Origin of the sequence: Pseudomonas sp. TH21 (assembly GCF_016651025.1) — a bacterium.
Classification (GTDB): Bacteria; Pseudomonadota; Gammaproteobacteria; order Pseudomonadales; family Pseudomonadaceae; genus Aquipseudomonas; species Aquipseudomonas aylmerensis.
The window spans coordinates 1,419,010-1,433,819 of sequence record NZ_JAEKEQ010000001.1; the positions used below are offsets into that span (position 1 = coordinate 1,419,010).

Below are 14,810 nucleotides of genomic sequence, written 5' to 3' on the forward strand. Positions count from 1 at the left end.
GATCTTCCTATCCGACCTGAGCCCCGGCCCTAATGAAATTACTGCTGCATCCCGCCAGGGTTGTCGCCTTGGTGTTCCTGGCCGCGATAGGGGTCGGAACCTTCATTTTGATGCAGCCGATTTCCCATGCCGAGGGGGGCGCCGTCCCGTGGGCGACGGCCTTCTTTACGGCGGTCTCGGCCGTCTGCGTGACCGGGTTGGTGGTGGTGGATACGGGTACGTACTGGTCGACCTTCGGCCAGTCGGTGATTCTGCTGCTGTTCCAGCTTGGCGGTTTCGGCATCATGACGGTGGCGACCCTGCTTGGCCTCATGGTTAATAGCCGGTTGCGCCTGCGCACCAAGATGGTCGCACAGTTGGAGTCGCGCTCATTGGGGGTGGGCGACATTGCTGGCGTGGCCAAACTGGTGCTGGTGGTGACGTTCGCCTTGGAGCTCATCACGACCGTGTGGCTCACTTTAAGGTTGCATTGGGGCTATGGCCAGTCATGGGCCGATGCGGCTTGGAGCGGCCTGTTTCATGCGGTATCGGCGTTCAACAACGCAGGGTTCTCGATTTATCCCGACAGCCTGATGCATTACGCCACGGATACCTGGATTCTGTTGCCTGTGATGGCCGCCATTATTATCGGTGGCATTGGCTTTCCCGTGCTGTATGACCTGCGCAGCCGGTTCAACCATCCTCATCGCTGGTCGCTGCATACCAAGCTCACCTTGTCTGGCACGGCGATCTTGCTGGTGGTCGGGTTTATCACGCTGTTGCTGTTCGAGTGGGACCATTCCACCACCCTTGGCCCGATGGCCGTGACCGATAAAGTGTTATCGGCAGCATTTGCTTCCGTGTCTGCGCGTACCGCCGGGTTCAATTCGATCGACATTGGGGCACTGACCCCGGAAAGCTGGGCGGTGCATTACTTTCTGATGTTCGTCGGTGGCGGCAGTGCAGGCACTGCCGGCGGGGTGAAAGTCGGTACTGTGGCGATCCTGGTCTTGCTGGTGATTGCTGAAATTCGTGGGCACAGTGATTGCGAGGCCTTTGGCCGGCGAGTCGGCGCTGCGGCCCAGCGTCAAGCGATAACCGTGCTGGTCCTGAGCAGCGCCCTGATCGTGTTGGCAACGCTCTTTATCCTGCGTGAAACCGCGTTGCCCACAGACCAGGTCATCTTCGAAGTCATCTCGGCGTTTGGTACCGTCGGCTTGTCCACCGGTATCACCGCCGAGCTACCCACCTCAAGCCAACTGGTGTTGACGCTGCTGATGTTCGCCGGACGGGTGGGCACTATCACGCTGGCGGCGTCACTGGCCTTGGGCAAGCACCGTATGCCCTACCGTTACCCAGAGGAGCATCCCATTGTTGGCTAACTTTCTATTTTCAGAGAAGTTCTCATTTGCCAAGGGCGACAGCGTGGTGGTAATCGGTCTGGGCCGCTTCGGCGGCTCGGTGGCCCAATCGCTGATGCGGCTGGGGCACGACGTGATGGGCATCGACCGCGACGCGGCACCGGTTCATGAGTGGGCTGACCTGCTGACGCATGCGGTGCAGGCCGACTCCACCAACCAGCAGGTGTTACGCCAACTGGGCGTTGCCGACTTTGCCCATGCCATTGTGGGCATCGGCACCGACCTGGCCGCCAGCCTGTTGACCATCATGACGCTGACCGAACTGGGGATCCCGGATATCTGGGTCAAGGCCCGAACAGCCGAGCACGGGCAGATAGCCCAACGCATTGGCGCTCACCACGTTGTCTATCCAGAGAAGGAAATGGGCGAGCGTGTGGCTCACCTCATTACCGGGCGGATGATTGATTTCATCGAGTTCGACGACGGTTTCGCCATCGCCAAGATTCATTCGCCCGTGTCGAGCCACAACAGCACGCTGGCCGATGGGCAAATCCGCGAAAAATTCGGCGTGACGGTCGTAGGGTTGAAGCGTGCCAGTCAAGATTTTCAGCATGCCACCCCGGGTACGCAGGTACTGCCGGGGGATCTGCTGATCGTGTCTGGGCCGACTCATCTGATTCAAAAATTTGCCGGCCATTCGACATAGGCCGGGAGTTGTGTTGCAGGTAAGCCTGTGGTGAGTGGGCTTGCCGCGTTGGTTTGCGAAGCGGGGGTGAGTCAGTCAGTGCGTTTGTTCAGTGCTTGGATTTTGGGGCTGCTGCGCAGCCCAACGCGGGGCAAGCCCGCTCGCCACAACAAGCCCACTAGCCACAATAAGTCCGCTCAGCAAAACAAGCCTGCTGGCTACGGCAAGTGCGTTTGCCACGGTGGGGCGAGCCTTTATCACGTTCAGTCGGGAGTGTTTTTGTGGGTGAGAAACACCGTTATGCCGATGGCCTGCAGGTGCGCCGCGAAGTACTGGGGGATGCGCATGTCGACCGCAGCCTCAATGCCCTGACCGAGTTCAACAGTGAGTTCCAGGAAATGATCACCCGCCACGCCTGGGGTGACATCTGGACCCGCCCGGGCCTGAGGCGGTCGAGCCGGCTCAGGCCGCCTACGTGGTGTAGACCCTCTTGCGCAATGGAAGCCCCATTTCTTCTTTCAGGCCGTTTTCGGTAAATGCCCGTGGATTGGAGGTGGTTTTCGCGGTGCTGGGGTCACCGTCGAAATCAACCGGGGGGACTGCCGATTGCAGACCGATCGCCTGTCGCTCCCTGTTGGGTTCACCTTGCTGGTTATTGTCGGGTTCTGCGGTTGCGCCCTTTAGATTTTGGCCTGTGGCACCCGCGAAGGCGTGTCCCCTTTCATGCGCGAGACTGATGATCGGGGAGGAACTATCGTCATGCATATACATCGGGTTGTAATTGATCGTGCCCAGGTCAGCTTTTTCTCCGGCTTTACCCTCCACGATATAACCCAACTGTGACTCGCTCAGGGCTTCGACGGCGCCGCCGGCTTGAAGATGCTGTTGGATGGCCTTGGTGTTGAAGCCGTAGGTCATGTCATACCGGGTGTCCAGCTCGCGCAGGGTGACTGGCGCGTTGTTGCTCGCGGCCAGTTCGTCCTCTTTCTTCAAGGACTGCTGGCCTATGGGCGACATTCTCAATAGCTCCAGATCGTCTTCGACGCGCTGTTTGAATTCGGCGGAACCCTCGACCTTATAGGCAGTTTTCCCGGCATCACTGGGCGTTACATCAATCCTGCGTGAGCTGGGCGAGTGGACCACGTTATCCGAAGGTTTGGCGTAGATCACCGTGTTGTCATGGTAAGACCTCACGTTGTTTTTACCCCTGCCGGTGTAAATGACCGAACTGCCATGGCTGACCATCAGGTTGTCACCACCGCCACCGTGCATCACGGTGTGGCCATTTTTGGCGATCATGAAGTCGTTGCCGCGCCCTCCGTCCATATGCACCTTTCGGTGGGCAGGGCCCTGCATGGCCTGAAGGCGGTCATCGCCATTGTCGCCATACAGCGCACTGCTGCCACTGCCCGCGATCAGTGTGTCGTTGCCTTCCCCGCCTGATGCGACCCCACGCCCCCTGCCCATCACGATAAAGTCGTCGCCTGCGCCGCCCTTGATTTGGGTGTTGCCGCCACCACCGCGGGCGTAGTCGTCACCGTCTCCCAAATCGATCTTGATGGGCGTCGTGACGTCTGGAGCCACCACCACGGAGTCGTTGCCGCCGTGGGTCTTGATATACAGGGGCTGGACCATTCCCTGCTCGGGACGATTGAGCAGCTCGAGGTTGTAGGCTTTACCGTTGACCGTCGCGAGCAGCTTCCCATCGGGGGCGCGCTTGATGTTCACCCGGTCTGCATGGTTGCCGGTTTCTAACACCATTTGACTGAATATGGTGCTGGCGTCGCCGTTTTTTGCGGCGCTGAATTCAACCTCCTGGGAGATTTTCACGTTTTTGTCCTGAAACAGGACCTCGCTGTTAACGTAGCTTTTGTGTCCCAGGGCGATTTCCGGAGACGGACGGGAGGCAGGGGTCAGGGCATCGGAGTCAGGGCGTTTGTATTTGATCTGGACGGAGGGTTCTGGCGGCGTCGGCGATGGACTGTGGGTGTAATTCGTCATTACGGGCGTGGACGCAGAGATAGTCATGGTAAGGCTCGATCGTTGCTGGCAGATTTTCCTTTGAGTGGTGGGCAGGGAAGTGTTGTTCCGAGGAGAGGGCAGTCAAACACTTGTCTTGATGTTGCGTGCCTTGCGAGCGGCCTGGATTTAGTGGGAGTCGGCGTCCCACACCCAATTCCACACGCCGGGCAGATGCACGGGCTCGCTGACATCCTTGACCGTACGCGCCAGCGCGGCGCGTTGCAGGGCGCCGGTGTCGGTGTAGAACGGCTCGGCGGCCGTCGGCATGCCATTGATGCGGGCGCTGTCGAGCAGGATCTGCAGGTACTCCTGCAGGTGCCGCGCGGTGTAGCGGTTGATATCGTGGAAGGTCACCACCACCGGTATCACCCCGTCCACCGTCGGTAGCTCGCCGAGCGCGATGTGTTCGCGCACCACCGACAGTTGTCGATACAGATTGGCGCGGCGGCGCGGGCTGCCGTTGAAGCCCCAGATCTTGCCGTCATTGGCACTCAAGTCGGTCAGCAACACCTGCATGCCATGGCGCTGGTAGGCGGCGAACGTGCGGCGGTCGTAGTTCCAGAACGGTGGGCGCACCAGCACGGGCGGCGTGCCGGTGATCGCGGCAATGTCCGCCGCGCCTTGGGCGAGGGTGCTGTCCAGCTCGGCGTCATTCAGCCAGCGATGGTTGGTATGAAACGCTGTCGCCGTGTGAAAGGCCAGGATATGCCCGCCCGCGTACTCACGCTCCATGGTCTTGCGGCCCCGGGAGCTACCGCCGGAACGGCTCGCTTCGGTCTGCAGGAAAAACACCGCCTTGATCCCCGACAACACCGGGTTGTGCGCCAGGTCGGCGACCACGGAACGGCTGGGGTTGTTGTAGCCCGAGGCACTGGGGCCGTCGTCGAAGGTCAGCAGGAAACGGATCGGTGCCTGGGCTTGCAGGCGCTGTTCGGTCTGCGGCGTCAGGGGAATCGGCGCACCAATGCAGCCGCTGAGGCTCAGGGCCAGGGCACAGAGGGCGAAGGCGATGACGAAGGATTTCATGGTGTGCGCGGGCCCGGATAAAAGCCGCTGCTGAGTGGATCAGCAGCGGCAGGCGCGCACCATACAGCAAGTCCGGCGGCGGTTTACAGCAGACTTATCGGGTAACTGACGATGAACCGGTTTTCGTCGAATTCATTGTTGCTGTAGTCCCGGCGCATGCTTGAGTTGCGCCAGCGTACCGTCAGGTTTTGCAGGGCGCCGCTCTGCACGGTGTAGCCGATTTCGCTTTCACGGCCCCATTCCTTGCCGTCGGTGATGGTGCCGGTGTGCACGTTGCTGCCGCTGATGTAGCGGTTCATCAGGGTCAGGCCGGGGACGCCGAGGGCGGCGAAGTTGTAGTCATGGCGCACCTGCCAGGATTTTTCCTCGGCGTTGTCGTAGCTCGAGTTGTAGCTGTCGTTGGCCAGGGTGCCGCCGCTGGTGCCGTTGACGCGCATCCAGGCGCTGTTGCCGGTGAGTCGTTGCAGGCCAACGTAGAAGGTGTTGCCGCCGTACTTGGCGGAGAACAGCCCGGACCAGGTCTTATTGTCCAGGTTGCCTGCGCGGGCGCTGCCATCGTCCTTGCCGTAGAAAAATCCGAGGTTGGCCCCCAGCGTCCAGTCGCCGATGGGCTGGCTGTGGATCAGGTTGACGAACTGCTGGCTATAGATGTCCTTGAGCTGGGCATTCCACAGGCCGATCTGGGTGCGCTTGTCGTTGAACGCATACTCGCCGCCCTGGAAGTTGAAACGGTCGGAGGTGAAGGCGGGTTTACCGACCATCGACAGGTCGGTCATGCTGCTGTCGTCGCGCGGGCTGTTGGCGCGGAACTGGCCGCCGTAGAGGGTCAGGCCATCGATTTCCCTGGAGGTGATCTGCCCGCCGCGCAGGGTTTGCGGCAGGGAGCGGCCATCGTCCGAACGCAGGATCGGCAGCACCGGCATCCATTCGCCCACCTTGACTTCAGTCTTCGATATCCGCGCCTTGAACGCCACGCCCAGGCGACCGAACTCGTCCGCCGGGCGGCCATCGTGATCCAGCGGCAACAATTGGGTGCCGCCGGTGCCGCGCCCGCCATCGAGCTTCACCGAGTACAGGCCCAGCACATCCACGCCGAAACCGACCGTGCCCTGGGTAAAGCCGGACTTGGCATCGAGGATGAAACTTTGCGTCCACTCCTGCGCGCCGCCCTGGGTCTTGGTGGGGTTGGTGTAATTGCGATTGAAGAAGAAATTGCGCAGGTTGAGGTTGGCGCTGGCGTCTTCGAGAAACCCATGTTCTTCGGCGACGGCAGGCAACGCAAGACTGGCGACAGCGGTGGCCAGCAAGAGCCGGCGCGGGTGGAAAGTGCTCATGGTGTCGGACCTGTTGTTATTGGGGTTATGCAGGTGGCGGCCATGGTGCGGGGCGCTGCGGGGACGATTCAATCGGGGGAGGGCGGGTTGTGGGCGATGATCGAACGCAAGTTGCCGGGCCGTCGGGCCCGGCAGTCAGGGTCAGCGCTTGGGCAGGTCGAAGTGGGTCCAGGGGACGCTCGGCAGGTAGTGCTGGGCGGCAACGATCAGCGCCACCATCACCACCAGGAACACCGCTTGCAACGGGCTCCAGAACGCCCAGTGCAAGCCGTTCAGCCACGGGTAGCCTTCGGCGAAGGCAGGGCTCATGGAACCGATGCGTTTTTTGTGCAAGACGTGGATCAGGACCATGCCGGCATAGGTGAGCGCGCCGAGCACGCCGAGCATCAGCCCGCAGGCCACCAGCATGATCGCCTGCGGCACGCCGTGGCGTATCACCAGCCAGTATTCATTGGGGTTGATTCGCTTGGGGATCAGGTACTGGCTCAGCCACAGGTCGGGTACCCGATAGGTGGAACTCATCCCGGCCCACAGTTGCGTCACGCGAAAACCGATGGCGGCCGGCACGAACGCCATCAGCATGAAGATCACGAGCGACATCAGGTTCAGGTTGTCGGGTTTGTCGTGCGCGATGCTCAGGCCGAACCCCAGGGCGAACACGGCCCACAGCCGGATAAACACCTGGGTGTAGATGGGCCGGGGCACGAACTTGCGCCAGAAAAACAGCTGTTTGTGGGGCAGGCGTTCGAGCAGTTGCGGGTAGCGCCAGGTGAGCGTTTCGGCCAGGTGCTGGCAGGCCTGCCAGTCGTTTTCGCCGAAGGTGTCGGTCAGGCGTTTTTGTTGCGTGGCCGACATCGGCGTCAGCAGCAGGCGCGCGGCCAGCGCATCGGCCGAGTTGCGCCGCTTGTCCTGGGCTTTGTCGAGCAGGTTGGCGTAGAAGCTTTCCTGCTCGCAGCGGGACACCAGTTGGCGCCATATCCAGGCGGGTTCCGGGTACACGCCTTTCTGGTCGTCCCAGCCGAACGCCTGGCACACCCGTTCAAACAGCGGCACGCTCCATTGGGTGTCGTGGAGCAGGTGCAGGACGATACGTTGCCACTGTTGCTGCAGGTCAAAGACCCGCAGCCAGGGTTGGTTGTTGTAGTGGGTGAGCCGGGTGATGAACTCGCGCTCGGCCTTTTGCTCGAGCAGTTCCTGCAAGGTGCGGCGGTAATCCTGCAGCAGCTCGCTGGTCAGCGCTTCGTATTGCCAGGGGGTCATCGCCACCTGCTGCCACGGCGTCAGCCATTCCAGGTGCTGCACTGCCCAACTGGCGATGGCGCTGCGCTCGCCCGGGGCATCGAAACAATGGCGCAGCAAGAGGGCCTGGAAGGCGTCGGCGCAGCCTTGTTGGCGGGCCTGGGCCCAGCGCTCGTCGAGGTTATGCACGCTGAGGCCGCTGAGCAGCGCCTGGGCCGGGTTCGGCGCCGGCGCCTCGAAGGGGGCAGGGCTGAGCGGGCGAACGTCCATCAGTTCGGCCAGGTCGCTGAGGTTGCCGTAGGCGGCTTCGGCCACAGGCGCCTCGACCCGGTCCTCGTCCTCGTCCTGGTTATCGATGCGCCAGCGGGCTTCACTCAGGGCTTCTTCGTAGGCCTCGCGCAGGCGCTGGAAGCCTTCGGCGTCTTCGTCCGGGCGGCAGCTTTTGAGCAGCCGCGCATAAGTGCGCTTGATGGTGCGCTCGTCGGCATCTTCCGGCAGTTGCAGCACAGTCCAACAATCCATGGAGTGTTCCCTCAGCGCCAGAACCCGTTGTCGAGTTGCTCAAGTTGCCGGGTCAGTTCACTGCGCGCTTCGCGGATGCGGCGTTCGTCCTGGGTGTCGAGCACCTGCTGGAATTGCCCGGCCCAGTGCCCGAGCTGCTCGCGCAACTCACCCAGGCTTTCCTGGTAGAGGCGTTCGAGGCGGGCGACGAGCACGGTGTTGACCTGCTGGTCGCGGGGATGAACCTTCAACTCTGCCAAGGCTTGCAGGCGCTGCTGGATCTCCTGCGGGTTCAGTACGCCGGGGTTGTTCTCGATCACCAGCGAGTGTTGCTCGCCGGTCAGCGGGATCTTCACCTGGGCTTCCAGCAGGCCGTTGTTGTCGTAGGTGAAACGCACGTCCAGCGAGACTTCACCGGCCTTGCGCTTGGGCACGGCAATTTCCAGCTGGCCCAGCTCGATGTTGTCTTTGACCAGGCGGCTTTCGCCCTGGTAGATCTTCAACAGCACGCGGGTCTGGTCGTCGTACAGGGTGAACACACTTTTGACCCGGCTCACCGGCACGCTGCTGTTGCGTTCGATCAACGGCAGGTAGTGGCCGCTTTCGATGTGGCTGCCGTACTGGTTCGAGGTCTCGATACCGAGGGTGTAGGGGCAGACGTCGGTCAGCACGACTTCTTCGAGGGCGGCCGAGCGTGCCTTCAGCGCGGCCTGGATCGCGGCGCCGTGGGCGACCACCTGATCGGGGTCGAGGCTGATGGACGGGAAGCGCCCGAACAGGCCGGCGGCGAGTTTGCGCACCAGCGGCATGCGCGTGGTACCGCCGACCAGCAGGATTTCATCGAGGTCGCCAACGCGAATCCGCGCATCGCGCAGGGCTCGTTCGATCGGCGCGCGCAGGCGTTCGAGCAGCGGCGTGTAGAGCTTGGCCAGCTCCTGTTGGGTGATGGTCGTGACCCATTGCTGGCCGTCGACGCGCAGGCTGAAGTCGGCGCTGTCGTCCTGGCCCAGGGCCTTGCGCACGCGCTCGGCCTCGCGGCGCAGGGCTTGCAAGACGCTGCTGGTGGGCGGGAAACCCTGGGCGTTGCGCTGGCTGTCGACAAAGTGTTCGAGCAGCAGCGTGTCGAAGTCTTCGCCGCCGAGGAAGTTGTCGCCAGCGCTGGCGCGCACTTCCATCACGCCGTCGAACAGCTCGATGATCGACACGTCGAAGGTGCCGCCACCGAGGTCGAACACCAGGAACGAGGTTTCCTTGTCGCGCTGGTGCAAGCCGTAGGCGAGGGCGGCCGCGGTGGGCTCGTTGATCAGTTTCTCGACGTTGAGCCCCGCCAGTTCACCGGCGATGCGCGTGGCCTTGCGTTGGCCGTCGCTGAAGTAGGCGGGCACGCTGATCACGGCTTCGGTGACGGTATGGCCGTAGGTGCGCTCGATGTCTTCCTTGAGACTCTTGAGCACCAGTGCCGAGAGTTCTTCAGGACGGAACGAACGGTCGCCCAGGCGCACTTCGGTGGCACTGCCCATGTAGCGCTTGAACAGCGAAGTGGTCAGGTGCGGGTGCGTGTGCAGCCGTTCTTTGGCGGCCTGGCCGACGAGCACACGGCCTTGGTCATCCAGCCCGACCACGCTGGGGGTGAGCATCTGGCCCAGGGCGTTGGGCACCAATTCAGTGGCATCACCCCGCCATACTGCCGCGAGACTGTTGGTGGTCCCCAAGTCGATTCCTACGATCATTACGACAAGCTCCCTCTGTGGTCTGTAAGAATCTGTTACCAATTTTACCCTGAAAGGTTGAAGGGAGCGCAAGGTGCACGACCGGGGATAGGCGGATCGGTGGGGTTGGAGCGAGATTGGCAACCGAGCAAAAAACACGCGGCTTTTCTGTAGGAGCTGGCTTGCCTGCGATTGCATCGAATGGGTGTCACTGATGTACCGAGGTGCCTGCATCGCAGGCAAGCCAGCTCCCACAGAAAAGCACCGTCGGGAAGTGAACAGGCATAAAAAAACCGCTTCCGGTAAGGGAAGCGGTTTTATCTACACCCGCACTGTCAGAACAACTTCAGCGGCGGTGCTTGTTCTTTCAACGGCTCATTCTTCGCGGTCTGCTCGTTCCAGCCACCGCCGAGGGCCTTGTACAGGTTGACCTCGCTGTTCAGCTGCGCCAGGCGGTCGGTGATCAGCGATTGCTGGGCACTGAACAGTTGGCGCTGGGCGTCGAGGAAGGTCAGGTTGCTGTCGACACCGATGCGGTAGCGACGCTCGGCCAGGCGGTAGTAATCCTGGTTGGCGGCGACGAAGCCACGTTGGGCATCCAGTTGCTGCTTGTAGGTTTCACGCGCGGCGAGGCCGTCGGAAACTTCCTGGAAGCCGGTCTGGATCGCCTTCTCGTAGTTGGCCACGTTGATCTCTTTCTGGATCTTCGAGTAGTCCAGGCTTGCGCGCAGGCTACCGGCGTTGAAGATCGGGATGTTGATCTGCGGGGCAAACGACCAGGTCCCCGAGCCGCCTTTGAACAGGCCGCCCAGGGTCGGGCTGGCAGTGCCGGCACTCGCGGTCAGGCTGATGCTCGGGAAGAACGCCGCGCGGGCTGCGCCGATATTGGCGTTGGCTGCCTTGAGGTTGTACTCGGCCTGCACAATGTCGGGACGACGTTGCAGCAGGTCCGATGGCAACCCGGCTGGCACTTCGCTGAGCAGGTCATCCGACAGCGGCTTGCTGGTGATGTTTGCCGGCAAGCCGGTGCCCAGCAGCAGGGTCAGGCTGTTTTCGTCCTGGGCCACCTGGCGGGTGTAGCGCGCCAGTTGCACACGGGCGTTTTCCACCGAGGTGCGCGCCTGGCTGAGGTCGAGGGCCGAGGCCACGCCGACTTCATTGCTGCGCGAGGTCAGCTTGTAGCTCTGCTCGAACGCGCCGAGGGTGTCCTGGGTCAGCTTGAGCAGTTCCTTGTCGGCCTGCCAGGTCAGGTAGGCGTTGGCCACGCTGGCCACCAGGCTGATCTGGGTGCTGCGCCGCGCTTCTTCAGTGGCGAAGTACTTCTGCAGTGCTTCTTCACTCAGGCTGCGCACACGACCGAACAGGTCCAGCTCATACGAGCTGATCCCGAGGCCGGCCGAGTATTGGCTGGTGATCCCGGCTTCGCCGGTCTGCGACAACTTGGCCGGGGTACGCGAACGGCTGCCGCTGCCCGTGGCCGAGATGGCCGGGAACAGGTCGGCACGCTGGATCTGGTACTGCGCGGCGTAGGCGTCGATGTTCAAGGCCGCAACGCGCAGGTCACGGTTGTTCACCAGCGCGGTCTGGATCAGCTGTTGCAGGGCAGGGTCATGGAAAAACTGCTTCCAGCCCTGCTCGGCAGCGGCCTGGCCCGGTGCCTGGGCCGACGAATACGCCGGCCCCTGCGGGTATTGCGCTGCTACCGGCGCGTCGGGGCGCTGGTAGTCAGGTATCAACGAGCAGCCACTGAGCACGAATGCCGTGACGGCTAGGGAAAGTAGCGACTTGCTCATTGGCCAGCCTCTTTAGGAGTTTCAGTAGTGTCGGTCTTTTTACGCTCGCCAACGGCCGACACGGTTGCAAAGAACAGTGGCACCCAGAAGATCGCCAGGACGGTGGCGGTGATCATACCGCCAATTACGCCGGTACCGATGGCGTGCTGGCTGCCCGAGCCGGCGCCGGTGGAGATCGCCAGGGGCAATACGCCGAGCATGAACGCCATGGACGTCATGATGATCGGACGCAGGCGCATGCGGGACGCCTCGATGGCCGCTTCGACGATGCCCTTGCCTTGTTCGTGGAGCTCTTTGGCGAACTCCACGATCAGGATGGCGTTCTTCGCCGCCAGGCCCACTGTGACCAACAGGCCCACCTGGAAGAACACGTCGTTGGACAGGCCGCGCAGGCTGGTGGCGATCAATGCACCGATCACACCCAGTGGCACTACGAGGATCACCGCGATCGGGATCGACCAGCTTTCGTACAGTGCCGCGAGGCACAGGAACACCACCAGCAGCGACAGCGCGTACAGCGCAGGCGCCTGGGAGCCGGAGAGGCGCTCTTCATACGACAGGCCGGTCCATGCATAGCCGACGCCGGCTGGCAGGTCCTTGGCGATACGCTCTACTTCCGCCATCGCATCACCGGTACTGTAGCCAGGTGCCGGGGTACCGAGGATTTCCATCGCCGCTACACCGTTATAGCGCGAGAGTTTCGGCGAACCGAAGATCCACTGGCCCGACGAGATGGCCGACAGCGGCACCATCTTCCCGGAGCTGCTGCGCACGAACCACTTGTTCAGGTCTTCCGGAGACATCCGGCTGGCCGCGTCACCCTGCACGTACACCTTCTTCACACGACCACGGTCGATGAAGTCGTTGATGTAGCTACCACCCAGGGCAATCGCCAGGGTCTGCTGGATATCCGCCAGGCTGATGCCCTGGGCGCTGGCCTTCTCGTCGTCGACGGTGAGCTCGTACTGCGGCTCATCGTTCACGCCGTTGGGACGCACACCTGCGAGGATCTTGCTTTGCGCCGCTGCACCGAGGAACTGGTTGCGTGCCGCCATCAGCTTCTCGTGGCCGACGCCACCCTGGTCTTGCAGGAACACGTCGAAACCGGTGGCGTTACCCAGCTCCAGTACCGAAGGCGGCACGATGGCAAATACCATGGCGTCCTTGAAGGCCCCGAAGAAGTAACCCTGCGCACGCTTGGCCACCTCGAATACCGACATCGACGAGTCACGCTCATCCCACGGCTTGAGCATCACAAACGCGAGGCCCGAGCTTTGGCCACGACCGGCGAAGTTGAAGCCGTTCACGGTAAACACCGACTTCACGGCCTTGCCTTCGCCCGGCTCGCCTTCCTTGTCGTTCAGCAGGAAGGCGCGCATGTCGTCGATGACTTTTTGCGTACGTTCAGCCGAAGAACCGACCGGTGTCTGCACCTGGGCAAAGATCACACCCTGGTCTTCCTCAGGCAGGAACGCGCTTGGAATCCGGGTGAACATCCAGATCATGCCGGCCAGGATCAGCACGTAGACCAGGAACGCTGGAAACTTGTGCTTGATCATGTTGCCCACGCCGCGCTCGTAGCTCAGTACGCCACGGTCGAAGGTGCGGTTGAACCAGCCAAAGAAACCGCGCTTGGGTTGGCCATGCTTTTCAGGGTCGATCGGCTTGAGCATGGTGGCGCACAAGGCCGGGGTGAAGATCAAGGCAACCAGTACCGACAGCGCCATCGCCGAAACAATGGTGATGGAGAACTGTTTGTAGATCACACCGGTGGAACCACCGAAGAACGCCATCGGCAACAGTACCGCCGAGAGTACCAGGGCAATACCCACCAGGGCGCCCTGGATCTGGCTCATGGATTTGACCGTCGCTTCTTTCGGCGACAAGTGCTCCTCGGCCATGACCCGCTCGACGTTTTCCACCACCACGATCGCATCGTCCACCAGCAAACCGATGGCCAGGATCATGCCGAACATGGTCAGGGTGTTGATGGTGAAACCGAACGCTGCGAGGATCCCGAAAGTACCCAGCAATACCACCGGTACGGTCATGGTGGTGATGATGGTGGCGCGGAAGTTCTGCAGGAACAGGAACATCACCAGGAACACCAGCACGATCGCTTCGACCAGGGTGTGTACAACACCGGAAATCGACTCGGTCACGACCGGGGTGGTGTCATACGGCACCACCGCCTTCATGCCAGGCGGGAAGAACGGCTCCAGGGACGCCACGGTGGCGCGGATGGCCTTGGCGGTGTCCAGGGCGTTCGCACCGGCAGCCAGCTTGATCGCCATGCCGGAAGCCGGCTTGCCGTTGAACTGTGCACTGATGCTGTAGTTCTGGCCGCCCAGTTCGATACGCGCGACATCACCCAGGCGCACCTGCGAGCCGTCGGCGTTCACCTTCATCAGGATCTTGGCGAACTCTTCGGCGCTTTGCAGGCGCGTCTTGCCGATGATGGTGGCGTTCAGTTGGGTGCCGGGCAGGGCAGGCAGGCCGCCGAGTTGGCCGGTGGCCACCTGGACGTTCTGCGCCTGGATCGCGTTGCTCACATCCACCGGCGTCAGCTGGTAGTTGTTCAGCTTGGCCGGGTCGAGCCAGATACGCATGGCGTACTGCGAACCGAACACCTGGAAGTCACCTACACCCGCGGTACGCGAGATCGGGTCCTGGATGTTGGACACGATGTAGTTGGAGAGGTCGTCCTTGGTCATGCTGCCGTCTTCCGACACCAGACCGATCACCATCAGGAAGTTCTTCACCGACTTGGTCACGCGGATACCCTGCTGCTGCACTTCTTGCGGCAGCAGTGGGGTCGCCAGGTTCAGCTTGTTCTGCACCTGGACCTGGGCGATGTCCGGGTTGGTACCCTGGTTGAACGTCGCGGTGATGGTCATGCTGCCGTCGGAGTTACTGTCCGAGGCGACATAACGCAGGTTGTCGATACCGTTGAGCTGTTGCTCGATCACCTGAACCACGGTGTCCTGCACGGTTTGTGCAGACGCACCTGGGTAGGTCACCTGGATATCAATGGCGGTTGGCGCAATGGCCGGGTATTGGTTGATGGGCAACTTCAGGATCGACAGTGCCCCGACCAACATGATCACCAGGGCAATTACCCAGGCGAAAATGGGACGGTCGATAAAAAATTTCGACATGGG

The 14,810-nt window shown here is 61.9% G+C and carries 9 protein-coding genes and 1 pseudogene; 3 read left to right on the forward strand and 7 right to left on the reverse strand.

Translation table 11 applies throughout. The features are described from left to right. Positions 1-32 precede the first annotated feature (32 nt). The 3 genes and pseudogenes from JFU04_RS06275 to JFU04_RS06285 form a co-directional block, all read left to right on the forward strand. The gene (locus tag JFU04_RS06275) at positions 33-1,361 is read left to right on the forward strand and encodes a TrkH family potassium uptake protein (protein ID WP_201143678.1); all 1,329 of its coding nucleotides are present in this window, start codon (positions 33-35) and stop codon (positions 1,359-1,361) included. After that, positions 1,351-2,046 (forward strand): potassium channel family protein, encoded by a 696-nt coding sequence (locus tag JFU04_RS06280; RefSeq protein ID WP_201143679.1) that lies wholly within the window; start codon positions 1,351-1,353, stop codon positions 2,044-2,046. Before JFU04_RS06275 ends, JFU04_RS06280 begins: the two co-directional genes overlap by 11 nt. Before the next feature lie 260 nt (positions 2,047-2,306). After that, positions 2,307-2,486 (forward strand): annotated as a pseudogene (locus JFU04_RS06285) (4-carboxymuconolactone decarboxylase); the annotation flags it as partial. A 10-nt stretch (positions 2,487-2,496) separates the two neighbouring features. On the opposite strand, the gene JFU04_RS06290 reads toward JFU04_RS06285, so the two are convergent. The 7 genes from JFU04_RS06290 to JFU04_RS06320 all read right to left on the reverse strand — a co-directional run bounded on the left by JFU04_RS06290 (position 2,497) and on the right by JFU04_RS06320 (position 14,807). Beyond that, positions 2,497-4,053, reverse strand: coding sequence for a M91 family zinc metallopeptidase (locus tag JFU04_RS06290; protein WP_201143680.1), 1,557 nt, complete (start codon positions 4,051-4,053; stop codon positions 2,497-2,499). A gap of 120 nt (positions 4,054-4,173) precedes the next feature. After that, a complete protein-coding gene (locus JFU04_RS06295; RefSeq protein WP_201143681.1) occupies positions 4,174-5,073 on the reverse strand; it encodes a polysaccharide deacetylase family protein in 900 nt (299 codons plus the stop codon). An 83-nt stretch (positions 5,074-5,156) separates the two neighbouring features. Further along, positions 5,157-6,407 (reverse strand): OprD family porin, encoded by a 1,251-nt coding sequence (locus JFU04_RS06300; protein ID WP_201143682.1) that lies wholly within the window; start codon positions 6,405-6,407, stop codon positions 5,157-5,159. A gap of 141 nt (positions 6,408-6,548) precedes the next feature. Beyond that, the gene (locus JFU04_RS06305; protein WP_201143683.1) at positions 6,549-8,168 is read right to left on the reverse strand and encodes a J domain-containing protein; all 1,620 of its coding nucleotides are present in this window, start codon (positions 8,166-8,168) and stop codon (positions 6,549-6,551) included. 11 nt (positions 8,169-8,179) lie between these two features. Next, entirely contained in the window at positions 8,180-9,877 is a 1,698-nt protein-coding gene (locus tag JFU04_RS06310; protein WP_065899474.1) for a molecular chaperone HscC, read from the reverse strand. A gap of 314 nt (positions 9,878-10,191) precedes the next feature. Next, on the reverse strand, positions 10,192-11,649 hold the full coding sequence (adeC, locus tag JFU04_RS06315; RefSeq protein ID WP_065899473.1) for an AdeC/AdeK/OprM family multidrug efflux complex outer membrane factor: 1,458 nt from the start codon (positions 11,647-11,649) through the stop codon (positions 10,192-10,194). Continuing rightward, complete coding sequence (locus JFU04_RS06320; RefSeq protein ID WP_065899472.1) at positions 11,646-14,807, reverse strand: efflux RND transporter permease subunit; 3,162 nt, start codon at positions 14,805-14,807, stop codon at positions 11,646-11,648. Before JFU04_RS06320 ends, adeC begins: the two co-directional genes overlap by 4 nt. Between the last annotated feature and the right edge of the window lie 3 nt (positions 14,808-14,810).

Excerpts from the sequence above, each read along its gene's own strand:
- JFU04_RS06305 (WP_201143683.1), bottom strand. The coding sequence starts at position 8,168 with ATGGATTGTTGGACTGTGCTGCAACTGCCGGAAGATGCCGACGAGCGC.
- JFU04_RS06290 (WP_201143680.1), bottom strand. The coding sequence starts at position 4,053 with ATGACTATCTCTGCGTCCACGCCCGTAATGACGAATTACACCCACAGT.
- JFU04_RS06320 (WP_065899472.1), bottom strand. The coding sequence starts at position 14,807 with ATGTCGAAATTTTTTATCGACCGTCCCATTTTCGCCTGGGTAATTGCC.
- adeC (WP_065899473.1), bottom strand. The coding sequence starts at position 11,649 with ATGAGCAAGTCGCTACTTTCCCTAGCCGTCACGGCATTCGTGCTCAGT.
- JFU04_RS06275 (WP_201143678.1), top strand. The coding sequence starts at position 33 with ATGAAATTACTGCTGCATCCCGCCAGGGTTGTCGCCTTGGTGTTCCTG.
- JFU04_RS06300 (WP_201143682.1), bottom strand. The coding sequence starts at position 6,407 with ATGAGCACTTTCCACCCGCGCCGGCTCTTGCTGGCCACCGCTGTCGCC.
- JFU04_RS06310 (WP_065899474.1), bottom strand. The coding sequence starts at position 9,877 with ATGATCGTAGGAATCGACTTGGGGACCACCAACAGTCTCGCGGCAGTA.
- JFU04_RS06295 (WP_201143681.1), bottom strand. The coding sequence starts at position 5,073 with ATGAAATCCTTCGTCATCGCCTTCGCCCTCTGTGCCCTGGCCCTGAGC.